Source organism: Listeria cossartiae subsp. cossartiae (assembly GCF_014224155.1).
Classification (GTDB): domain Bacteria; phylum Bacillota; class Bacilli; order Lactobacillales; family Listeriaceae; genus Listeria; species Listeria cossartiae.
The window spans coordinates 1,379,469-1,401,392 of the sequence record NZ_JAASUI010000001.1; the positions used below are offsets into that span (position 1 = coordinate 1,379,469).

The following is a 21,924-nucleotide window of genomic DNA, read 5'->3' on the forward strand; positions in this document are numbered from 1 at the left end:
AAGAGAAATTGTAAGTAGTAATTAGTTTTCGATTCGAACTTCTGCAGCCTTTTGTAAAAATGCGCCTAATTCTGCGGTTTTCTTTTCATGCAACATTTGCACAACCTTACTTCCGATAATCACCCCATCACAGACATGCGCAAATTTTTCCACATGTTCAATAGAAGAAACACCAAATCCCGCAAGAACTGGAACAGGACTAATACGTTTTAAATAAGTTAAATGACTATCAATGTGCGCATCAAATTCATTTCGTACACCCGTTGTCCCGTTGACCGTCACAGCATAAATAAATCCTTCTGCTTGTTTCGCGATTTCTTCCAAGCGCGCTTTCGGACTAGTCAAGGAAACGAGTGGGATAAGTGCAATATCTGTTCCTTCGAGTTCCGGCGTGATCAGTGTTTGATGTTCATAAGGCAAATCGGGAATAATCAGCCCTTTTACCGGGGTTTTTTGAACCAATTCGACAAATTTTGAAATTCCTAAATGAAAAATCGGATTGATGTAGCTCATGATAATTAGTGGAATTTGTACTTTGCTCGTTTGTAATGTCGTTAAAATTGCTTCTAAACTGACTTGCTCTTTTAAAGCGCGTAGTCCCGCAAGTTGAATAATCGGACCATCGGCAACTGGATCTGAAAAAGGAATCCCGATTTCAATCGCACTCACGCCTGATTTTTCTAAGAACAATAACTGTTCTTCTAAATTATCTAAACCACCGTCCCCGCCCATGATGTACGTAACGACGGCAGCGTGCTCTTTATTCGCTAGTTTTTTTGTTAAAGTTTTAGTCATTCGCTTGTCCCTCCAAACGTTCTTTTAGTTGATTAACATCTTTGTCTCCGCGACCTGATAGGCAAACAATCATGCTTTCTTCTGGGCGCATTTTGCTTGCCAATTTGACAGCATAGCTAATTGCATGGGAGCTTTCTAGTGCCGGAATAATCCCTTCTGTGCGACATAACAACTGAAAGGCTGCGACCGCTTCGTCATCGGTAACAGAATGATACTCCGCACGACCTAAATCACGGAAAAAGCTATGTTCTGGACCGATACCGGGATAATCTAAACCAGCAGAAATCGAGAATGCTTCCAGAATTTGTCCATTTTCATCTTGTAAAACGTCCATCATTGCCCCGTGTAAAATCCCAATTTCACCTTTAGAAATCGTCGCTGCGTGAAATTCGGTTTCTAAGCCGTGTCCTGCTGCTTCAACGCCGTGCATTTGAACAGAAGCATCGTCTACAAATGGATAAAATAAGCCCATTGCATTACTACCACCGCCAACACAAGCAACAATAGCGTCTGGAAGTTTCCCTTCTTTTTCCAAATGTTGCTTACGCGCTTCCGTCCCGATGACACTTTGGTAATCACGTACAATTTCTGGAAATGGATGTGGCCCAAGCACGGATCCCATAATGTAATGCGTATCTTCTACATTGGCAACCCAAAATCGGAGCGCTTCATTGACCGCATCTTTCAGCGTGCGACTCCCAGCTTTTACGCTCACTACTTTTGCACCAAGCAGCTCCATTCTAAACACATTGAGCGATTGGCGTTTGACGTCTTCTTCTCCCATAAAAATCGTACATTCCATATTAAAAAGTGCTGCTACTGTTGCAGTTGCCACACCGTGCTGTCCCGCACCAGTTTCTGCTACAACTTTTTGTTTTCCCATTTGGCGAGCGAGTAGGGCTTGACCGATTGTATTATTGATTTTATGCGCGCCCGTATGATTTAAATCTTCTCGTTTTAAATAAATTTTTGCCCCGCCAGCATGTGTCGTTAGTTGTTCCGCGAAGTAAAGCGGCGTTTCTCGACCAACATATTCTTTTAAATAGTAGTTTAATTCTTTTTGAAAAGCGGGATCTGTTTTGGAAGCTCGGTACGCTTCGTCTAGCTCTTTCACTGCTTTCATTAATGTTTCTGGTACAAATCTGCCACCAAATTTACCGTAAAAACCATTTTCGTCAGGTGCTTGATATGTCATGCTTATTCCACTCCTTTTGCTGTTTTAATGAAGTTCTTTATTTTTTCTGGATTTTTTTCGCCATTTGTTTCTACGCCTGAGGAAATATCTACTGCATATGGTTCAAAGCGGTTAATCGCCGCACGAACATTTCCAGCATTTAGTCCGCCAGCAATGATTAATTTGTTTTTTGTGAGTGCATCACTATTTATTTTGTCCCAATCAAATGTCTTTCCGCTACCGCCTTCGTATTCTTCTGCTGGGGCATCGAGTAAGATATAGGCATTTGGGTAGTCATTTATATTCGGAGGAAGTTTTCCATCTTTGACCGGAAATGCTTTAATTACTTCCGCATCCGTGCGATTTGCTTGTTCAGTAGGTTCTTGACCGTGAAGTTGAACGATATCTAATGGCACACCTTTAATTGCCGCGATCAGTTCTTCTTCGGTTGGATTGACGAATACCCCTACTTTTTTGACAGCGGCTGGAATATTTTCGGCTAATTGATGTGCCTGTTCAATTGTCACTTGGCGCTTACTTTTCGCAAAAACGAAGCCAATCATATCCGCGCCATTTTCAACTGCAGCCGCTACATCCACTGCTTTTTTTAACCCACAAATTTTTACAATCATCGCGCCACCTTCAATCTTTTCGCGGCTACTTCCGGAGTTGCTTCTCGCATAAGCGCCTCGCCAACAAGCACCGCATTATATTTTGTACGCACTCGAGCCACATCATCTGCTGTTCTAAAACCTGATTCACTAATGAAACAAGCATCGGTCGAAAAGCCATTCGCTAGCTGTTCACTTACGGCGATATCCACTTCAAAAGTGTGCAAATTACGATTGTTCACACCGATTAATTTAGCCCCAAGTTGTTGTGCCACAGCCAATTCTTCCTGGTCATGCACTTCCACCAACACTTCCAAATCAAGCGCTGTAGCTTGTTCAAAAAGGTTTTTCAGCCGCTCTTCCATAAGTGCCGAAACAATCAGCAACACTACCGTCGCTCCTGCATTCCGAGCACGAATTAATTGCTTTTCACTAATAATAAAATCTTTACAAATTACAGGGATTTCGACATTTCTCGCCACGTCTCGCAAATCTTCAATCGAGCCTTTGAAAAAAACGGGATCGGTTAAAACGGAAATCATTCCTGCTCCAGCCGCTTGATAGGATTGTGCTTGGGCGACTGGATCCACGCCCATATTGATTTCTCCCTTGGAAGGCGAAGCACGCTTTACTTCGGCAATTAGTTGCATTTCGCTCGTATTCGCTTTTAAAAAATCATAAAACGAATAAGTTTTCCGTTTTTCAGCTACTTTTTCTAGCGGCATTTCTGCAACTTCTATTGCTTTTTGAGCTAAAATCTCTTCTAAAAATGTCATTTCGCCAGCACCTCTTTTTGATAAATAATTAAATCCGCCAATTTTTGTTTCGCTAAACCACTTCTTATTAAATCTCTTGCTAAATCTACGCCTTCTTTCACCGTCGTTACTTTGCCGTTCGCGAATAAGCCAAATCCGGCATTTAAAAGTACCGTATCTAAGTAAGCTCCGGGCTCGCCGTCAAGCACACTCCGAAGAATCGCTGCATTTTCTTTAGCATCCCCACCTTTAATTGCCTCCAGTGGATAAATCGATAAACCAACTTCTTCCGGACTTAGTGTATATAATTGCACTTCCCCGTTATCATATAGCGCGTAATGATTTTCACCGGCTAAAGAAGCTTCATCCATAAAACCAGCGCCATTTAAAACGACTGCCCGTTTTCGCCCAAGTTGACCGAGCACCTCCGCTGTTTGTTCTAATAAATCACGACGATAAATACCCATCAATTGTGTTTCAAGCTGCACCGGATTCGTAAGTGGGCCAATCAAATTGAAAATCGTTGGTGTTCCCAGCTCTTTTCGCACGTCCATCACATACTTCATATTCGGATGAACATGTGGTGCAAATAGAAAGGCAATCCCGACTTTTTCAAGTAAATAGGTCATATCTTCTGGCCGCATATTAATATCAATCCCTAATTCCTGGCAAACATCCGCACTGCCAGAACGACTAGAAATACTCCGATTCCCGTGTTTCGCAACTGGAATTCCCGCTGCCGCAAGAACAAAAGCAGAAGTTGTACTTATATTGAAACTATTAGATTTATCGCCACCAGTTCCGCAGTTATCCATCGCCGTTCCAGCCGGAAAAGCAACTTGAATCGCCACTTGTTGCATCGCCTCCGCAATTCCTGCCATTTCTTCCGCCGTTTCTCCTTTTACTTTTAGCGCCATTAAAAAGGCAGCAATTTTCGTTTTCGACAACCGTCCTTCAAAAATTTCCGTTGCGACGATATTCATTTCTGCCTTCGATAAATTTTCTTGATCATATACTTTTTGTAGTAAACTTTCCATGTTCCCGCACTCCTTCCACTATATTAATAAAGTTCTCCATCATTTGTTTGCCATCATCCGTACCAATTGATTCTGGATGAAATTGCAAGCCATATACCGGGTAATCTTTTAGCTTCATCGCCATCACTTCCGCATCATCTGTTGCCACCGCTAAAACTTCCAAAACATCCGGCAACGTGTTTTTATCTACTATTAAAGAATGATATCGCATCACCGGCACCTCTTCAGGCAAATTAGTGAAAATAGCTCCACCGGTTTGACGCATAGTCGAAACTTTGCCGTGGCGAATTTTCGCTGCCTGTTTTACTTCCCCACCGAATACTTCACCAATTGCCTGATGCCCTAAACAAATCCCTAGTAATGGCTTTTCTTTTGCAAATTTCGCAACCACTTCTTCTAAAAGCCCTGCTTCACTTGGCTTTCCAGGTCCCGGTGAAAGGACAATCCCGTCCGCCAACGCTGCCAGTTCGATTAAATCAGCCGCATCATTCCGCCTAACGACAACTTCACTAAATTCCGCCAAATACTGCTCTAAATTAAACGTAAAAGAATCATAGTTATCAATTAATAAAATCATTCTCCCACCTCCAAAAGTGCCTTCGCTTTTTGCAACGTTTCTAGGTATTCGCTTTCCGGGTTAGAATCATAAACAATTCCCGCGCCAGCTTGCACATAGGCTTTTCCGTCATGAAGCACCATCGTTCTAATCGAAAGTGCGAAATCAGAATCGCCATTTTTCGTTAAATAACCAACTGCCCCAGCATACGGACCACGTTTCACATTTTCCCATTCATAAATTCGTTGCATCGCTCTTATTTTCGGTGCTCCACTTACTGTCCCTGCCGGAAGTGTCGACCGGAGAGCATCCATTGCTGTAAGCCCCGGCTTCAACGTGCCTTCCACCACAGAAACTAGATGCATTAAAAAGCGATATCGTTCAATGGTTAGATACACAGGTACGTGAACAGAGCCCGTTTCTGCAATTTTCCCAATATCATTCCTGCCTAAATCCACTAACATCCGATGCTCTGCAAGTTCTTTTTCATCCGCTAATAATTCCGCCGCTAAAAGTTCATCTTCCTGCTTCGTTGCCCCGCGCCGCCTTGTTCCAGCGATTGGATTAGTAATAACCGTCCGCCCTTTCGTTTTAATCAAACTCTCCGGAGAAGAACCAATCAAAACAGTGTCGCCAAAATCAATGAAGTAAAGATACGGCGAAGGATTTAATAGACGTAATTTCCGGTAATAATCAAAGGGTGTCACGGTAAAATCCGCTTCAAGTCGCTGCGAAAGAACAATTTGAAAGAAGTCGCCATCTTGAATATATGTTTTCGCTTTTTTTACTAACGCCATATATTCCTCTTTTGTATAATTGCTTTTATAAGTCATTTTCGGAACATGCACTGCTTTATGCTCGTCTTTCTGAGGCGTTGTCAGTTCTAACAACATTGCTTCAAGCCCTTTATCCAGTTCCGCCTCGCTTCTCCCCGAGTAACAATTATCTTGCACTAAAATGAGCTCCTCCGCTTGATGATCCATAATGACAAAACTTTCATAAACATAAAAACGAATATCTGGCATATCGCGCGTTTCCTCTGGTATATCGCCTAATTTTTCATAAAGCGCAATAACATCATAACCAACATAGCCAATCGCCCCAGAATCAAGTGGCAAATCTGCTTCCTCTTCTTTCGCTTTTTCAATGAACAATTCAATTTCTTTTAACGGATCCGCGACAACTCGGTGTGCTCCATCTATATAATAATCATGTTGATAAACTTTAATCTCGTGGACTGGATTCATCGCAATAATCGAATAGCGACCAGCCTCCGCATCTTTCGCCGCCCCTTCCAGCAAGCTTTTCCCGGTCCCAGAAAGCCTTTGAAACGCCAAAATGGCAGTTAATGTATCTGCATCGATTTTCTTCATTTTTCTCATCTAACTCATCCCTTCTTCTTTACTAAAATAAAAAAAGTCCTCTGAAAAAGCGCAGAATCATGCTTTTTCAGAGGACGAGTTATCGCGGTGCCACCTCATTTTAGGGATAAACCCTATCTCAGTGCTGCTTTTTTCGCAGCTGCTCTATAACGGGAGCACCCGTTCACCCCTACTTAATTTCAAGGTATCACGCACAAGGCCCATTCCTAATTCATCTATTTGTCAGCTCTCACCTTGCGCTAACTCTCTGTAAAAGTCGATGAAAAAGTACTATTCTTGTTTGATGTTTTCGTTTTATAAAATTAAAAAAGGGCCTCTCTCCAAGCCTAGCAAATATACTAGACAAGGACGAGAGACCCGTGGTACCACCTTGATTAACTGCAAAAACAGTTCACTTAATCCATCCAAATTCCGAATGGGCGCCTTGTGTAACGATAAGGCCTAATCGCTGTATCCTACTAAGAAAATCCTTTCAGATCAGAGCTCAGAAGTCCATTCACATCATGTCCGCTACTGACTTTCACCAACCGTCAGCTCTCTAAAAACTTTCATCATGCTACTTACTCTTCTTCAATGCTATCATTTTTTACTTGTGTTCATCTTACAGAAGAAAATCCCGAAAGTCAAGCAAATAAAACCAACTAATATGAAAAGGTTTTAAAACAACAACTAATAAACAAGTAAGAAAAAAGAACTATAAACCCAATATCCCTTTTTTAAAGAAGTAAGCATGACATTATCTCTATGCAAATATATTTATTTGTTTTTGCAAACGCCTAAATAAAAGCAATAATTCGTTAAAAACTGTTTATCCTCTCCCATTAAACCATACCTACTATCTATGCCCAATTAACCAAAACACAAAATCGAACAAGGACTATCCAACCATCTTTGTTTATTTGTGAAGTTTTTCACGTGAAACACTGGACAAACTTTTATTGATGGATTATACTAACGGTGTAATCAAATAAAACAAAAGAATACGGCACAGCAACAAGCTAAATTTTTTTGGATTATCAGGGACGTTAAAAGTCTACTATGGACATTTTGAGTCCCGAACAAATATTAGGAGGTTCTGGAAAATGGCAATTAAAGAAAATGCGGCCCAAGAAGTATTAGAAGTTCAAAAAGTGATTGACAGATTAGCAGACAATGGACAAAAAGCATTGAAAGCATTTGAAAGTTACAACCAAGAACAAGTAGACAATATCGTACACGCAATGGCGCTTGCCGGACTTGACCAACATATGCCCCTTGCAAAATTAGCAGTAGAAGAAACTGGACGTGGATTATACGAAGATAAATGTATTAAAAACATCTTCGCGACAGAATATATTTGGAACAGCATTAAAAACAACAAAACAGTAGGAGTTATTAACGAAGACGTACAAACTGGCGTAATCGAAATTGCAGAACCAGTTGGTGTTGTTGCGGGCGTTACACCAGTAACTAACCCAACATCTACTACCCTTTTCAAAGCAATCATCGCTATTAAAACACGTAACCCAATCATCTTCGCTTTCCATCCAAGTGCGCAACGTTGCTCATCTGAAGCAGCAAGAGTTGTATACGAAGCAGCAGTTGCAGCTGGAGCACCAGAACATTGTATTCAATGGGTAGAAAAACCTTCTCTAGAAGCAACAAAACAATTAATGAACCATGATAAAGTAGCACTTGTACTTGCAACTGGTGGTGCTGGAATGGTTAAATCAGCTTACTCTACTGGGAAACCTGCACTAGGTGTTGGACCAGGTAACGTACCAGCTTACATTGACAAAACAGCGAAAATCAAACGTTCTGTTAATGACATCATTCTTTCTAAATCTTTTGACCAAGGTATGATTTGTGCTTCTGAACAAGCAGTTATCGTCGACAAAGAAGTAGCTAAAGAAGTAAAAGCCGAAATGGAAGCAAACAATTGCTACTTCGTTAAAGGCGCTGAATTCAAAAAATTAGAAAGCTACGTAATCAACCCTGAAAAAGGAACACTTAACCCAGATGTAGTTGGTAAATCCCCTGCATGGATTGCTAACCAAGCTGGCTTCAAAGTTCCAGAAGATACAAAAATTCTTGTAGCTGAAATTAAAGGTGTTGGCGACAAATACCCACTATCTCACGAAAAATTAAGCCCAGTTCTTGCATTCATCGAAGCTGCTAACCAAGTAGAAGCATTCGATCGTTGTGAAGAAATGTTAGTATACGGAGGACTTGGACACTCCGCAGTTATTCACTCTACGGATAAAGAAGTTCAAAAAGCATTTGGTATCCGTATGAAAGCTTGCCGTATCATCGTAAATGCACCAAGCGCACAAGGCGGTATCGGTGACATTTATAACGGCTTCATCCCTTCCCTAACTCTTGGTTGTGGATCTTATGGTAAAAACTCTGTATCACAAAATGTAAGTGCGACTAACTTGCTGAACGTTAAACGTATCGCGGATCGGAGAAATAATATGCAATGGTTCAAACTTCCACCAAAAATTTTCTTTGAAAAATATTCCACTCAATACCTTCAAAAAATGGAAGGCGTTGAACGTGTATTTATCGTAACTGACCCAGGAATGGTTCAATTCAAATACGTTGATGTTGTCATCGAACACTTGAAAAAACGTGGCAACGATGTAGCTTACCAAGTATTTGCTGACGTGGAACCAGATCCATCTGACGTAACAGTTTATAAAGGCGCAGAATTAATGAAAGACTTCAAACCAGACACAATTATCGCTCTTGGTGGTGGTTCCGCAATGGATGCTGCCAAAGGTATGTGGTTATTTTATGAACAACCAGAAGCTTCTTTCTTCGGCTTGAAACAAAAATTCTTAGATATCCGTAAACGTACTTTCAAATATCCTAAACTTGGTGAGAAAGCGAAATTCGTTGCGATTCCAACAACAAGTGGTACAGGTTCTGAAGTAACACCATTTGCGGTTATTACAGATAAAGAAAACAACATTAAATACCCTCTTGCTGATTACGAACTAACTCCAGATGTTGCGATTGTCGATGCACAATACGTAACTACTGTTCCAGCACACATTACTGCTGATACTGGTATGGACGTTCTAACTCACGCAATTGAATCTTATGTATCCGTCATGGCAAGCGATTATACTCGTGGACTTTCCATCCGTGCAATCGAACTTGTTTTTGAAAACTTACGTGAATCCGTTCTTACTGGTGATCCAGATGCGCGCGAAAAAATGCATAATGCTTCTGCCCTAGCTGGTATGGCGTTTGCCAATGCGTTCCTAGGAATTAACCACAGCTTGGCACACAAAATTGGACCTGAATTCCACATTCCTCACGGTCGTGCGAATGCAATCCTTATGCCACACGTTATCCGTTATAACGCACTTAAACCTAAAAAACATGCGTTATTCCCAAGATATGAAAGCTTCCGTGCTGATGAAGATTATGCTCGTATCTCTCGTATTATCGGCTTCCCTGCTGCAACTACAGAAGAAGGCGTTAAATCACTTGTAGATGAAATCATCAAACTTGGTAAAGATGTTGGTATCGACATGAGTCTTAAAGGACAAAATGTTGCTAAAAAAGACTTGGATGCTGTTGTAGATACACTTGCAGACCGCGCATTCATGGACCAATGTACTACTGCCAACCCTAAACAACCTCTTGTAAGCGAACTAAAAGAAATCTACCTAGAAGCTTACAAAGGTGTCTGAAACTAGCTAACTTGTCCACCATTAATATATAAAGTTAGAAGAAAGCGCAAGTCCATCCCAGGGCTTGCGCTTTCGCTTTAGTACTAAAATTAGTATAATGGAACGAGAATGGAGTTGATTGAATGATACAAGCAGTAGTTCCCTATTTTACTTTTGACGGGGAAGCTCAGGAAGCACTAGCCTTTTATAAAAAAGTGTTCCAAGCAGAAATTACGCAAACGCGTTACTTTCACGAGATGGAAGGATTTTCTGGAGATAAACTACTAGGAGAACGAATCCTACATGCAAGACTTACAAGAGATGAGAAAGATTTATTTTATTTCTCAGATACGCTTGAAGGCGAAACAGATGCGGGCAATCGCCTATCACTTGCAATGACTTTTAGTTCCGAAGCAGATTTTGTTCATGCTTTTGTCCTACTTTCCAAAACCGGCACCGTCGAAGTTCCAATCCAAAATACATTTTGGGGCGCAAAATACGCGAAAGTAATCGACCACTACAGCATCGACTGGCATCTCAACTTAGAAAACGAGTCTACTACTAAAGTATGATTTTTCCCCCTTCTCTAGCCGAATGTATTTAGAACTAAAAAATAGTACACTTTAGAAGTGAGAGAAGAAAAGGAGTGAGTTCATGACTGAGACAGTTTTAAAATTAGAACATGTCACGAAAAAAATTGGGCAAAAAAATATTGTCCATGATATCAGCTTTGACATACATAAAGGAGAAGTTTTTGGTTTACTTGGCCCAAACGGCGCTGGTAAAACAACTATTATCCGCTCGATCGTTGGCTTAATTCGTCGCACAGAAGGTACCGTTTTTATCAATGGTAAAAATGTCGACACAGAATATAAAGCAGCGATTTCAGAAGTAGGCGCGATTATTGAAAATCCAGAATTTTATATGTATATGTCTGGATGGGCGAACTTAAAGCAATTCGCACGCATGAGTCAAAAAAATATTACCGACGAACACATTCGTGAAATCGTTGAACTTGTAAAACTTACAGGCGCAATTGACCAGAAAGTAAAAACCTATTCCCTTGGTATGCGCCAACGTTTAGGTGTTGCCCAAGCATTAATCCATAGCCCTGCTCTACTTATTTTAGATGAACCTACCAACGGACTTGATCCACAAGGTATGGCCGAATTCAGAACGCTGATTCGCGATTTAGCGACAAACGGCACTTCTGTTTTAATTTCTAGCCATTTACTGAGCGAAATCCAACAAATTACGGATCGATTCGCAATCATTAATAAAGGCGTTTTAACTCATACGGAAAAAATGAGTGATCTCGTTGAAAATCATGTCGCTGTCTACAAATTGAAAGTTAGCGATCCAGAAGCAACTAAAACCGTTCTCCCAACACTCCCAGTCAAACTCGTTGCTCAAAAAGAGAATCTTTTCAAAATCGAAGTGGCTCATGAGGATATACATCTAATTGCCCGCGCGATTATTCAAGCAAATATTGATTTATTAGAAATGGTTCCACTTCAAGCCTCCCTTGAAGAACGATTCCTCGAATTAACTAAAGGTGGAGGTGCAGAAGTATGATAGCATTAGTAAAAAATGAATTCACCAAATTATTTTCCCGAAAATCAAGTTGGATTATGCAAATCGTCCTATTTGTAGCCGTTTTAGCCCTTGCACTACTGATGTTCTTTGTTAGTAAAATAGATACAAGTGGTACAGAAGGCAGCGACGCAAGCAATGCCGGAATTACTGCTTATTATGATAACAAAGGTGCACCAGTCAGCGAAGAAGAATACTGGAATTCGGCTGATAAAGATGGTAATCCGACATATAAATCCGAAACATTATCATTAACAGATTCTGTTGCTTATTTAAAAGCCCAAAAACAAGTAGCTCCAAACAAAGATGAAAAAGAAATGATCCAAAAACAAATTGATTTCTACCAAGCTTACGCAGATGCAGGCAAAAAGCCCGCTAGTAACACAGCTGGAATTTCCAGTGCAGATTTCTTTGCTTCATTAGGTAACTCCGGAGCCGTTGCGACAATGCTCGTTGTTGTTGTAGCTAGTATCATCGTTGCAACCGAGTTTTCTGGCGGTACTATCAAGCTATTACTAACGCGTCCGTACTCTAGAAGTCAAATACTGTTCTCTAAATACATCATGTGTATTGTTTACAGCGTTATTAGTTCCATCACCTTACTTTTAGCTAGCTTTATCTTTTCGTTTATTTTACCAAAACAATCTATTTTCATGCCGCTATCCCCTTCAACAGGTGCGATGACTGCTTGGGAACATGCGTGGATGCTACTTGGTACGAACTTCTTACTGATGATTGTATACGCAACTATCGCATTCTTCTTCTCCTCTGTCGTTCGCTCACAAGCACTTGCAGTAGGTGTCGGCGTTGGTGTACTATTCTCAGGTGGAATTATTCGCCAACTACTTCCTCTTGCTATTGAAAAATACGATTGGATGAAATGGATTATCTTCAACTTGCTTAGCCTAAATGACACAGTTGGCGGTGACAAAATCGCTGGCGGCTTAGCAGATTGGCAAATCATTGCCGGTTTAGGTGTTTACACAGCGATTATCCTTTTCTTCACTTTCTTCTTATTCAAAAAACGAGATGTCGCTTTAAGTTAAATTTTAAAAAGGCTGTCCGCATTGGACAGCCTTTTTTTAATGTCTAATAATTTGAATTTTATCGGTATGATTTGTATCAATTCTTGCAGTTCCACCAATTGGGAAAGTCGCAATTGGTTGTGTATGCCCAAAATCCGCGCCAGATATAACAGGGATTTTTTGTAATGCCGTCTTCGTTTCAATGATATAAGCTAATTTCTCCGCTGTCATCGCTGTCTTCTGTTGGAAACGACCGATTACCAGCCCTTGAATCTCGTCTGCACCCGGTTGACTAAGTAGCGATTCCAAATCACGGTCAAATGTTTCTGGCACAGTCATAAAATCGTCTTCAATAAACAAAATCGCACCCGCCAAATTCGGCATATATTCAGTTCCTTGCAGTAAATTAAGCGTGCATAAGTTCCCACCAATGATGGTCCCCTCTGCCTCTCCCGGTTGGATAACAACTAGTCCTTCATTTGGAATAAAATTGCGGTTCTCTTGATCTAAATACCATTCATCATCACTCCATGCAGCACTTTCTTTAAACGTAAATGGCTCTTTTTGTAATAAACAATCACTAAATGATTCAAGCACATAGTCCAGCCCTTTTTCCATTGAAAAACTAGAAAAGTGAGCGCCTGAATAAGTAATAAGTTCAGTTTGCGTATAAATAGCCGTTGCTAGCGCCGTAATATCTGAGAAGCCACATAAAATTTTAGGGTTTTCCGAAATTAAATCATAATCTAAATACGGTAACAATTGGTTGCTATTAAAACCGCCGATAACTGTTAAAATTGCTTTTACATTGGAATCATTGAAGGCTTCGTGGATATCAGCTACTCGCGAGCGAATGCTAGAGCTCATCATACAATCCATTTCAGCCACATGTTCTCCAAAAGTAACGTTGAAACCCATATCAGTTAGGCGCTTAACTGCAATCTCAACTTGATCCTCAGCCATGATGCCGATAGAACGGCTTGGCGCAATAATCCGAATTTCATCGCCTTGTTTTAATTTTGCTGGAATCATTTAGTAGCCTCCCTATTTAACGTATGGAACGGGCACGAAAGCAAATGGTCGTCGAGAATCCCAATAGCTTGTAAATAAGAATAAATGATTACGGGGCCAACAAATTTAAAACCACGTTTCTTTAAATCTTTACTGATTTTTTCGGATAACTCTGTGCTAGCTGGAACTTCTCCCATTCCTTGCCATTCGTTAATAATCCGTTCGCCATTTGTAAAACCCCAAATGTAGTTAGCAAATGAGCCAAATTCCGCTTGGACTCTTTGCGTAGCTAGTGCATTTGTACGAACCGCTTTTACTTTTAGGCGATTCTTCACAATGGCTGCTTCCTCAACAATTGTCGCTAGCTCATCGTCCGTTAGCAGCGCGCATTTATCAATATCAAAGTGAAAAAAAGCTTCTTGGTACGCTTTTCTTTTATGTAAAATTAATCTCCATGAGAGCCCGGCTTGCGCTCCTTCTAAATTAAGCATTTCAAATAAATATGTGTCATCCTTACTCGGGACACACCATTCTGCATCATGATATTCTAGTTCAAACGGGTCATTAATCGACCATGGGCAACGTAATTCTTCAGACAAAGCGAGTTCCTCCTATATAGTTAAAATGTAATGCACACTAATTAAAACAGCCACAAATAAGCCGATACAACTCCAAATTAGTCGTTTCTCTTTCCACTGACTAACTGCCACAGCAATGCTTAATGCTAAAAATAAAAAGAGCAGCCAGTTCGGAACGTCCGGTTGATAGTTGCTCGTGAAAATAAGATACCCTACTACCGCTGCAATTATTCCGGTCAAAATAAAACTTATCTTTTGATATCTCATTTGTTCAAGCCTCCTATTAACCAATGATAAAACATACGTTCTGTTTTTGCAAGTGAAAATAAAAAAGAGGCGAACTTTTTTTGCTCGCCTCTTTTTAAAGTTATTTCAATTTGCCACGAAGAACCATTGGTAAAATTCCGCCATGACGGTAATAGTCAATTTCTACTTCTGAGTCAAAGCGTGCAAGTGCCTCGAAAGTGATGCTTGAGCCATCTTCACGGATAGCTGTTACTTTTACAAGGTCTCTTGGTGCTACATCTTCACCGATTTCCACTTGTAAGCTTTCTGAGCCAGTTAGACCTAATGTTTCGGCGTCTTCACCTGGTTGGAATTGAAGTGGTAAAACACCCATCATGACAAGGTTAGAACGATGAATCCGTTCATAGCTTTTCGCAATAACTGTTTTAATTCCAAGTAAGTTCGTTCCTTTAGCAGCCCAGTCACGTGATGATCCCATCCCGTAATCGTCGCCTGCAAGAATAACTAAGCCAGTATTATTTTCGATATATTTTCTAGAAGCATCGTAAATCGACATCACTTCGCCAGTTGGCCAGTAAGTCGTATAGCCGCCTTCTGTACCTGGTGCGATTTGGTTTTTGATGCGGATATTTGCAAATGTACCGCGCATCATGACATCGTGATGCCCACGACGAGAGCCGTATGAGTTGAAGTCACGAATTGCCACGCCTTCTTCTTGAAGGAATTTTCCAGCTGGCGTATCTTTACCGATTGCTCCGGCTGGTGAAATATGGTCGGTTGTAACGGAGTCGCCAAATTTACCAATAACTCGAAGTCCGGATAATGCTTCTACTTCGCCAGCTTCTTTTGCTAAATTGTCAAAGAATGGCGGATTGGCGATATACGTGGAATTTTCATCCCATTTGTATAGAGCGTCTTCGGTAGTTTCAATCGCGTTCCAAGCTTCGTTTTCATCAAAAACGTGGGCATATTGTTCGCGGAAAAGTTCTGGCGTTACGGTTTCTTCTACAAGCGCCTTCACTTCTTCTGAACTTGGCCAAATATCGTCTAGGAAGACTTCTTCGCCATTATTACTACGTCCGATTGGTTCGGTTAGCATGTCGACATTCGTTGTCCCAGCAAGTGCATAGGCAACGACAAGCGGTGGTGAAGCTAAGAAGTTTGCTTTCACAAGTGCATGAATTCGACCTTCAAAGTTACGGTTACCACTTAATACCGCGGAAACGAGTAAATCGCTGTCTTGAATCGCTTCTTCAATTTCTTCTTTTAGTGGCCCGGAGTTGCCAATACAGGTCGTACAACCATAACCAACTAAGTCAAAGCCTAGTTTTTCTAAATATGGGAGTAATCCCGCTTTTTCCAAATAGCCTGTTACGACTTTGGAGCCTGGCGCTAAGGAAGTTTTTACAAATTTTGGTACTTCTAAGCCTTTTTCGACTGCTTTTTTAGCAACCAATCCGGCGCTTAGCATAACGTATGGGTTAGAAGTATTCGTACAACTTGTAATAGCTGCAATGGCAACGGAGCCAGTTTTCATAGTGGATTGATCGCCATTACCAAATGTAACCGTTACTTCTTTGTCTAAGGCTGATTTATCAAGTCCGAAACCTTGGTTACCTGCTTTGGCAGTAATCGATTCACGGAATGTTTCTTTCATTTTCGAAAGTGGAATCAAATCTTGCGGACGTTTTGGTCCAGCTAAGTTTGGTTCGATAGCGGAAAGATCGATTTCCACTGTTTGCGTGTAGTTTGGTTCTACTTTTTCTGGTGTGAAGAATAAATCGTTTGCTTCTAAATATGCTTCAACGAGTTCGATTTGTTCCTTGTCACGGCCAGTTAGTTTTAAATAGTTAAGCGCTTCTTTGTCGACTGGGAAAAAGCCGCAAGTTGCGCCGTATTCTGGAGCCATGTTGGCAACGGTTGCACGGTCAGCAAGTGGTAATGTCGCCACACCAGGACCATAAAATTCAACAAATTTCCCTACTACTTTTTGTTCCCGTAAAACTTGAGTTACTTTTAGTGCGAAATCGGTTGCTGTTGCGCCGTTTGGTAAAGCACCCAGTAATTTCACGCCGATAACTTCTGGGATCGGGAAGTAAGAAGGTTGACCGAGCATGCCGGCTTCTGCTTCGATACCGCCAACGCCCCAACCTAAAACGCCAATGCCATTAATCATCGTTGTATGGCTATCTGTTCCGACAAGGGAATCTGGGAACGCTACAAATTCGCCGTCTGCTACTTCATTCGCAATCACGACGTTTGCTAAATACTCTAAGTTAACTTGGTGAACAATACCTGTTGCAGGTGGCACAGCACGATAATTATCAAATGCTTTTTGCGCCCAATTTAAAAACTGGTAACGTTCCATGTTGCGCTTGAATTCTAGTTCCATGTTGATTTTAAGTGCTTCTGGATTCGCGTAGCTGTCGACTTGTACCGAGTGATCGACGACTAAATCGACCGGGATTTCCGGATTGATTTTTTCTGGATCACCGCCAAGATCTGCCATTGCTTTACGTAAAGAAGCTAAATCAACAACTGCCGGAACGCCGGTGAAATCTTGTAAAATAACACGCGCTGGTTTAAATGGCACTTCGCCTTCATTACCATCTTTTGACCAGTGGGCTAAGTCTTCTACGTGTGAATCCTTGATAACGCGACCATCTGCTTGTCTTAATACAGATTCCAGTAAAACACGTACAGAATAAGGTAATTTCTCGATGTTTGTAAGCTTGTCCTCTTCTAAGGTTTTAAGTTTGTAATAATGATACGTTTTGTCGTTCAGTTGAAATGATGCTTTTGCTTTTTCTTTCCAATTAGTCATCCACGTTTCCTCCTTCAATTCTTGAAACGATTGGTCTCTCTCATCTATTGTACTTAAAAACGCGCGATAAGTAAACAAAGAGAATCTGTTATAATTCAATAACTTTTTCTTATAACTAAAAAATGAATGACAACGAGTGCCATTCATCTCTATTTTATAAAACTAAATTGGTTAATGCTTGTTCTAAAGAGCCATATGATTCCAGTTTGGAAATGTTTGAGCCAACTTGAATCGTGCGCTGCGCAAAGCTTGGTTGCATACCAGAAAGTATTGGTACTAAGCCGATAAGTTTAAAAGACTGGATCATATCTTCCATGTGCTTCGTCGCAAAATCATCTTTTAATACCGCGCTAGAAAAATCAATCACAATCGTGTCTAAATTCAATTTATCCGCAGATTCTACTGCTTTTTCTTTCATAAAGTAGCCTCTATCATCATCCAAACTGCCGACAATTGGCAAGACGCCGATAGAATCCGTAATCGGGATTATGCGTGTGGATAATTGAATAATTTCTTTTCGCTGAGCAGCAACCTGATTTCTGTTTTCTTGCATAAATCCTTCTAACAGCTGTTGTTGTATGGATGCCAAGATATCTTTTATTTCTAACATAAACTGAATAATATCTGCATCTGTATAAAAAACGTCTTCTGTTTCTTTCCATTTGAGCAAACTAGTGATAATAAATTTATCAATTTCACTCATATGTTGATGAATTTTTCGAATATCGGTTTTATCATTGAAGCGTCTTTTACCGATGCTTTCAAAATCACGTTCTTTCACGCCGGTAATGACATCAATAATCATGCCGCATGACGCTGTGCTTAGTGAACGAATAGATGTTTCAGCCTCGCCACCACTAAGTCTTAATTTATATTCGTCCGTATTAATGTAATAATTTTCGTAAAACATATTCACTAATATCGAACGACGCTCTATTAAAAATTGCTTAATCTGCATAAACTTCTCCTTTTTCACCGATATTATCTCGCAAAAATTAAGATGTTATCTGCATGTAGATTTTCAATCATTTTATTTACTTGTTCATCTGTTAAGTCAAAGTCTTCTAGTAGTTTTTTTACAGACTTGTCATCTGTTTTCGAGAACCATTTGGCAAAAGGACCAGCTGCGTATAAAGCGCCGTATTTAGGATTGTAAGCTTGTGGAATCACAATCGCGCCACTTAGGGATTGCAGAATTCCAGAAATAATACCGAATGCTTCTTCATTAACAGGACGTTCGATTTCAATATTCTCTTTTTCTGCTAATGTTTCTAAATTTTTATTGTGTTTTGATTTAGCTAGAACAGAAATGTCTTCTTTTTCGTAGCCCTCACTCACTAATTTGTCGATAATTTCCTCGGCTGCCGCGACGTTTTGAACTGCGAATACTTCCCACTTTTTCATTATTTGTCATCCCTTCCATTATCCAATTGTAGTATTTGTTTAATTTCTTCTGTGCTTAATTTTCCTAGCATTTGTTCCCCTGGCTGAATAAGTTCATCCACTAGTGCTTGTTTTTTCTTTTGTAAATCAAAAATTCGTTCTTCAATCGTTCCTTTAGTAATCATTCGGAACACTTGGACGACACGTTTTTGACCGATTCGGTGTGCCCGTCCTGTAGCTTGTTCTTCTACGGCTGGATTCCACCATAAATCGTATAAAATCACGGTGTCTGCACCAACAAGGTTGAGTCCGGTTCCGCCAGCTTTTAGCGAGATTAAGAAAATATCATTCTCTCCTTCGTTAAAGGCATTAACCATATCTAGCCTTGTTTTCGACGGTGTTTTGCCATCCATATAGAAAAGCGTTTGACCGTCTTCTTCTAATTTCTGGCGGATAATCGAAAGCATACCCGTGAACTGGGAGAAAATCAGAATCCGTTTACCGTTTTCTCTTGCTGTCTGTATTGTATCAAATAACTGTAGTAATTTACCAGATTCACCTTGATAATTTTCCACAAATAGGCTTGGATCGCAACAAATTTGCCGTAAACGAGTTAATCCCGCGAGTAATTTGATTCGTTCTTCGCCGGCATTGCCATTGCTTGCTTCTAAATCAGCTTGAATTTTTTCTAAGTAAGCTAAGTAAATTGTTTTTTGTTCGTCGGTTAATTCAGAGTATAGATTTGTTTCGATTTTGTCTGGTAGTTCTTTGACGACATCTTGTTTTAATCTGCGCAACAAGAACGGACGAATCATTTTGGCGATGTTGTCGTAAGGGATTTCTTTGAATTTGCGTAACGATGGGAAAAATCCTGGCATTAAGGTTTGGAAAATTGCCCATAATTCATCGATGCTATTTTCAAGCGGCGTCCCACTGAGCGCAAATACATGGTTTCGTTTCAAGGCACGTACGGCTTGCGATGCTTTCGTGTGATAGTTCTTGATAGCTTGTGATTCGTCGATAATAACACTCGAAAATGCAACATCCGCAAAATGCACAATATCTTGGCGTAACGATGGATATGAAATCAAGTACACATGGCCTCGCTTCATCTCTTCCATTTCCGCCATCCGGGATTGTTTTGTCCCATGTAAAACGGTCACTGGAATAGCTGGCGCAAATTTTTCTAATTCGCTTTGCCAGTTATACAGTAGTGATGCTGGCGTAATAATTAAGACCGGTTTTAAGTTTGGATTATCCTCTAGCTCAGATGCCAAAAAGCTAATTGTTTGCACCGTTTTCCCAAGTCCCATGTCATCTGCCAAAATTCCGCCTAGATTATATTTCGCAAGTGATTTCATCCATTCAAAACCAGTCAGCTGATAATCACGCAACTCTGCTTTTAAACCTTTTGGTAAAGTGAAGCTGTCTTCGGATTGGGTCGTAATATCTGTTAATAGTTCACGGAACGAACGGCTGAATTTATGATGTTCGTCTTGCGTTCCCGCTCCTAAAATATCGTAAATTTGCATACCACGATAAAGTGGCACTTGCATATTTGCTTGAACGTCTTTTTTACGTACTTCGAGCATTTGGAGTACGTCTTCCATTTGTTTATAGTTTTCTGATTCGAGAGATAAGAAACGACCACTTTTAAGGCGGTGATAGCTCCGTTTTTCCCGTAATGATTCGAGGACGTTTTGGACTTCTTCTTCCGGAATCCCTTTGAAATCAAATGAAACAGACAGATAATCATTGTCGCTAGAAACATCCAGCGTCGTCACTGGACGGACATTTTCCTCGACCATTTCTTCGAGTCCATCTTCCATATAAATCTCCGCGTACTCGGCAAGTTTCGGAATGGTTCGATAGTAAAATTGATAGAGATCCTTTTCTTGTTTGTTAACGACCATTTTGGTTCCAGAAAAATGAACGGGTGCGCTTTCGATAATATTCATCACGCGGGCTTCTTTTTCGACATCGCGAATCATGATTTTTTCATTTTCTTCTTCGGTTGTCGCAAATGGGTCAAATAATTGATTGCCATAGTGGTATTCCAGACGCAACGTATGCTCCCCGTACTCGAGCGCAATAAATAATTTACAATCAAGCGGTTGTTGGGTAATCCGGTCTTCAATCGAGTCATCCAGTTTTAATTTCCCGCTTTTCTGTAGAGCTGGTAGAACGTAGGAAATGACTTCACTGAGTTGCGACTCGGAAAACTGTACCACTTCATTCTTCGTTACTTTATGAAATTCGATTAATGGTTTTAAAGATTCCCATACTTCTTTGGCTGGAATGAAGAAAGTACCGTCAAAGAATAGTAATTGGTAAGCTTCGAAAAAGATTGCTTGCTGCAAGTCTTCTAATTCTAATTGATATTTATCGTCGGCACTTTTTTTGAGTTCGAAAATGAAATCAAGGTTGTCATGACGCACGTTGATACCGCGATACTTAATATCTTCCACGCGTTCTTTCATAATAATGCACGTCGTATCGCGTTCAGTGAGAAGTTCTAGCAACTCACTCGCCATGCTTGGAGGAATTGTTAAGTTTTTCTCTTCGGCATAAGATTTTGACCAGTAGAAAGAGTCCGTATCATACATTTTGGCAATTTCACTGATTTGTAGCAGTTTATCAAGAATTTGTTTGTCTTCTTCCGCAAAGAAATGCTCATTTGGATCATAAGCGAAATTCTTGGTAAATACGAGCCACTGCCGATCGCGAATCGCGGCTAAAAATGTATTCATGTTTTTGACAACATAGGTCCGTTCCGTCCCAACTTTCACTTCAATCGTCATAATATAACTAGTATCATCCGGTTTTAAACGAATAATATATTGGGTTTGAAGAGGCGTTTTATTCGTATTATCCTCCTCCACTTCAAATTGTTGCGCCATATTTTGTTGAAAAAGGGAAAGAAGCGTATTTGATTCTTGTGTGAGAATGCGATTTTTAAAATCTTGTTTGGCTGCTTTTTGCTTTTCTTTTTCCATTTTTAAATGTGTGGCGTAGATATGTTTGCAAATGGCGTTCAACTGAAAATCCGCGCAGCTACACGCATAATTTTCGTTACCAGCATCTTCTACGACATTTTGATCAATAAAATACGTTAAAAAATGGTCTGATGCATCCTTTTCACGAAACTGAATAATTTCTCCGTCTTCCATCAGTTTCTTTCCAGCCTGCTTCACACTATATGGAATCATTTTATTTTGAATTGCTGTAAAGTGCTCCATTACTTTCTTCCTCCCAAAAACCGTCCATTACTCTAAACTACTATTATATAGGA

18 protein-coding genes and 2 other annotated features are annotated in these 21,924 nt (G+C 40.4%); of the genes, 4 read left to right on the top strand and 14 right to left on the bottom strand.

Annotated features, from left to right (window positions below; translation table 11 throughout):
* Nucleotides 1-21: 21 nt before the first annotated feature.
* From trpA to trpE, 7 genes are read right to left on the bottom strand one after another with little or no spacing between them, the layout of a single operon-like run.
* Nucleotides 22-795 (bottom strand): tryptophan synthase subunit alpha, encoded by a 774-nt coding sequence (gene trpA / locus HCJ30_RS06990; protein ID WP_185391519.1) that lies wholly within the window; start codon nt 793-795, stop codon nt 22-24.
* Nucleotides 788-1,990, bottom strand: coding sequence for a tryptophan synthase subunit beta (trpB, locus tag HCJ30_RS06995; RefSeq protein ID WP_185391520.1), 1,203 nt, complete (start codon nt 1,988-1,990; stop codon nt 788-790). The genes trpA and trpB overlap by 8 nt, the downstream gene beginning before the upstream one ends.
* 2 nt (nt 1,991-1,992) lie before the next feature.
* Complete coding sequence (locus HCJ30_RS07000) at nt 1,993-2,601, bottom strand: phosphoribosylanthranilate isomerase (protein WP_185391521.1); 609 nt, start codon at nt 2,599-2,601, stop codon at nt 1,993-1,995.
* Nucleotides 2,598-3,356, bottom strand: coding sequence for an indole-3-glycerol phosphate synthase TrpC (gene trpC, locus HCJ30_RS07005; RefSeq protein ID WP_185391522.1), 759 nt, complete (start codon nt 3,354-3,356; stop codon nt 2,598-2,600). Before trpC ends, HCJ30_RS07000 begins: the two co-directional genes overlap by 4 nt.
* Nucleotides 3,353-4,372, bottom strand: coding sequence for an anthranilate phosphoribosyltransferase (gene trpD, locus HCJ30_RS07010; protein WP_185391523.1), 1,020 nt, complete (start codon nt 4,370-4,372; stop codon nt 3,353-3,355). Before trpD ends, trpC begins: the two co-directional genes overlap by 4 nt.
* Nucleotides 4,344-4,949 (bottom strand): anthranilate synthase component II, encoded by a 606-nt coding sequence (locus tag HCJ30_RS07015; protein WP_185391524.1) that lies wholly within the window; start codon nt 4,947-4,949, stop codon nt 4,344-4,346. Before HCJ30_RS07015 ends, trpD begins: the two co-directional genes overlap by 29 nt.
* A complete protein-coding gene (trpE, locus tag HCJ30_RS07020; RefSeq protein ID WP_185391525.1) occupies nt 4,946-6,310 on the bottom strand; it encodes an anthranilate synthase component I in 1,365 nt (454 codons plus the stop codon). Before trpE ends, HCJ30_RS07015 begins: the two co-directional genes overlap by 4 nt.
* Nucleotides 6,311-6,377: 67 nt before the next feature.
* Nucleotides 6,378-6,603, bottom strand: a binding site (T-box leader).
* Nucleotides 6,604-6,651: 48 nt separating this feature from the next.
* Nucleotides 6,652-6,893, bottom strand: a binding site (T-box leader).
* Between the two features lie 499 nt (nt 6,894-7,392).
* On the opposite strand from trpE, the gene lap reads away from it, so the two are divergent.
* The 4 genes from lap (at nt 7,393) to HCJ30_RS07040 (ending at nt 12,611) form a co-directional block, all read left to right on the top strand.
* Nucleotides 7,393-9,993: an adhesion-mediating acetaldehyde/alcohol dehydrogenase LAP gene (gene lap / locus HCJ30_RS07025; RefSeq protein WP_185391526.1), complete on the top strand. Its 2,601-nt coding sequence runs from the start codon at nt 7,393-7,395 to the stop codon at nt 9,991-9,993.
* Between the two features lie 122 nt (nt 9,994-10,115).
* Nucleotides 10,116-10,544, top strand: coding sequence for a VOC family protein (locus tag HCJ30_RS07030; protein ID WP_185391527.1), 429 nt, complete (start codon nt 10,116-10,118; stop codon nt 10,542-10,544).
* A gap of 82 nt (nt 10,545-10,626) precedes the next feature.
* Nucleotides 10,627-11,547 (top strand): ABC transporter ATP-binding protein, encoded by a 921-nt coding sequence (locus tag HCJ30_RS07035; protein WP_185391528.1) that lies wholly within the window; start codon nt 10,627-10,629, stop codon nt 11,545-11,547.
* Nucleotides 11,544-12,611, top strand: coding sequence for an ABC transporter permease (locus HCJ30_RS07040; RefSeq protein WP_185391529.1), 1,068 nt, complete (start codon nt 11,544-11,546; stop codon nt 12,609-12,611). The genes HCJ30_RS07035 and HCJ30_RS07040 overlap by 4 nt, the downstream gene beginning before the upstream one ends.
* A gap of 36 nt (nt 12,612-12,647) precedes the next feature.
* Here HCJ30_RS07040 and HCJ30_RS07045 read toward each other — a convergent pair whose 3' ends face one another.
* The 7 genes from HCJ30_RS07045 to HCJ30_RS07075 form a co-directional block, all read right to left on the bottom strand.
* Nucleotides 12,648-13,622 carry a S66 family peptidase gene (locus tag HCJ30_RS07045; RefSeq protein WP_185391530.1) on the bottom strand — a complete coding sequence of 325 codons (975 nt, stop codon included), beginning with the start codon at nt 13,620-13,622 and terminating at the stop codon, nt 12,648-12,650.
* Nucleotides 13,619-14,200 (bottom strand): DNA-3-methyladenine glycosylase I, encoded by a 582-nt coding sequence (locus HCJ30_RS07050; RefSeq protein ID WP_185391531.1) that lies wholly within the window; start codon nt 14,198-14,200, stop codon nt 13,619-13,621. Before HCJ30_RS07050 ends, HCJ30_RS07045 begins: the two co-directional genes overlap by 4 nt.
* Before the next feature lie 12 nt (nt 14,201-14,212).
* The gene (locus HCJ30_RS07055; RefSeq protein WP_185391532.1) at nt 14,213-14,446 is read right to left on the bottom strand and encodes a hypothetical protein; all 234 of its coding nucleotides are present in this window, start codon (nt 14,444-14,446) and stop codon (nt 14,213-14,215) included.
* A 100-nt stretch (nt 14,447-14,546) separates the two neighbouring features.
* Nucleotides 14,547-17,249, bottom strand: a complete 2,703-nt coding sequence (gene acnA / locus HCJ30_RS07060) for an aconitate hydratase AcnA (protein WP_185391533.1) — start codon at nt 17,247-17,249, stop codon at nt 14,547-14,549.
* Nucleotides 17,250-17,403: 154 nt separating this feature from the next.
* Complete coding sequence (locus HCJ30_RS07065; RefSeq protein ID WP_185391534.1) at nt 17,404-18,207, bottom strand: STAS domain-containing protein; 804 nt, start codon at nt 18,205-18,207, stop codon at nt 17,404-17,406.
* Between the two features lie 23 nt (nt 18,208-18,230).
* Nucleotides 18,231-18,653, bottom strand: a complete 423-nt coding sequence (locus HCJ30_RS07070; protein WP_011702443.1) for a general stress protein — start codon at nt 18,651-18,653, stop codon at nt 18,231-18,233.
* Nucleotides 18,653-21,871 (bottom strand): DEAD/DEAH box helicase, encoded by a 3,219-nt coding sequence (locus HCJ30_RS07075; protein ID WP_185391535.1) that lies wholly within the window; start codon nt 21,869-21,871, stop codon nt 18,653-18,655. The genes HCJ30_RS07070 and HCJ30_RS07075 overlap by 1 nt, the downstream gene beginning before the upstream one ends.
* Nucleotides 21,872-21,924 lie beyond the last annotated feature (53 nt).

Bases quoted from the DNA above. Each gene is read 5' to 3' on its own strand.
- trpA (WP_185391519.1), bottom strand. From the start codon at position 795: ATGACTAAAACTTTAACAAAAAAACTAGCGAATAAAGAGCACGCTGCC.
- trpB (WP_185391520.1), bottom strand. From the start codon at position 1,990: ATGACATATCAAGCACCTGACGAAAATGGTTTTTACGGTAAATTTGGT.
- HCJ30_RS07000 (WP_185391521.1), bottom strand. From the start codon at position 2,601: ATGATTGTAAAAATTTGTGGGTTAAAAAAAGCAGTGGATGTAGCGGCT.
- trpC (WP_185391522.1), bottom strand. From the start codon at position 3,356: ATGACATTTTTAGAAGAGATTTTAGCTCAAAAAGCAATAGAAGTTGCA.
- trpD (WP_185391523.1), bottom strand. From the start codon at position 4,372: ATGGAAAGTTTACTACAAAAAGTATATGATCAAGAAAATTTATCGAAG.
- HCJ30_RS07015 (WP_185391524.1), bottom strand. From the start codon at position 4,949: ATGATTTTATTAATTGATAACTATGATTCTTTTACGTTTAATTTAGAG.
- trpE (WP_185391525.1), bottom strand. From the start codon at position 6,310: ATGAGAAAAATGAAGAAAATCGATGCAGATACATTAACTGCCATTTTG.
- lap (WP_185391526.1), top strand. From the start codon at position 7,393: ATGGCAATTAAAGAAAATGCGGCCCAAGAAGTATTAGAAGTTCAAAAA.
- HCJ30_RS07030 (WP_185391527.1), top strand. From the start codon at position 10,116: ATGATACAAGCAGTAGTTCCCTATTTTACTTTTGACGGGGAAGCTCAG.
- HCJ30_RS07035 (WP_185391528.1), top strand. From the start codon at position 10,627: ATGACTGAGACAGTTTTAAAATTAGAACATGTCACGAAAAAAATTGGG.
- HCJ30_RS07040 (WP_185391529.1), top strand. From the start codon at position 11,544: ATGATAGCATTAGTAAAAAATGAATTCACCAAATTATTTTCCCGAAAA.
- HCJ30_RS07045 (WP_185391530.1), bottom strand. From the start codon at position 13,622: ATGATTCCAGCAAAATTAAAACAAGGCGATGAAATTCGGATTATTGCG.
- HCJ30_RS07055 (WP_185391532.1), bottom strand. From the start codon at position 14,446: ATGAGATATCAAAAGATAAGTTTTATTTTGACCGGAATAATTGCAGCG.
- acnA (WP_185391533.1), bottom strand. From the start codon at position 17,249: ATGACTAATTGGAAAGAAAAAGCAAAAGCATCATTTCAACTGAACGAC.
- HCJ30_RS07065 (WP_185391534.1), bottom strand. From the start codon at position 18,207: ATGCAGATTAAGCAATTTTTAATAGAGCGTCGTTCGATATTAGTGAAT.
- HCJ30_RS07070 (WP_011702443.1), bottom strand. From the start codon at position 18,653: ATGAAAAAGTGGGAAGTATTCGCAGTTCAAAACGTCGCGGCAGCCGAG.
- HCJ30_RS07075 (WP_185391535.1), bottom strand. From the start codon at position 21,871: ATGGAGCACTTTACAGCAATTCAAAATAAAATGATTCCATATAGTGTG.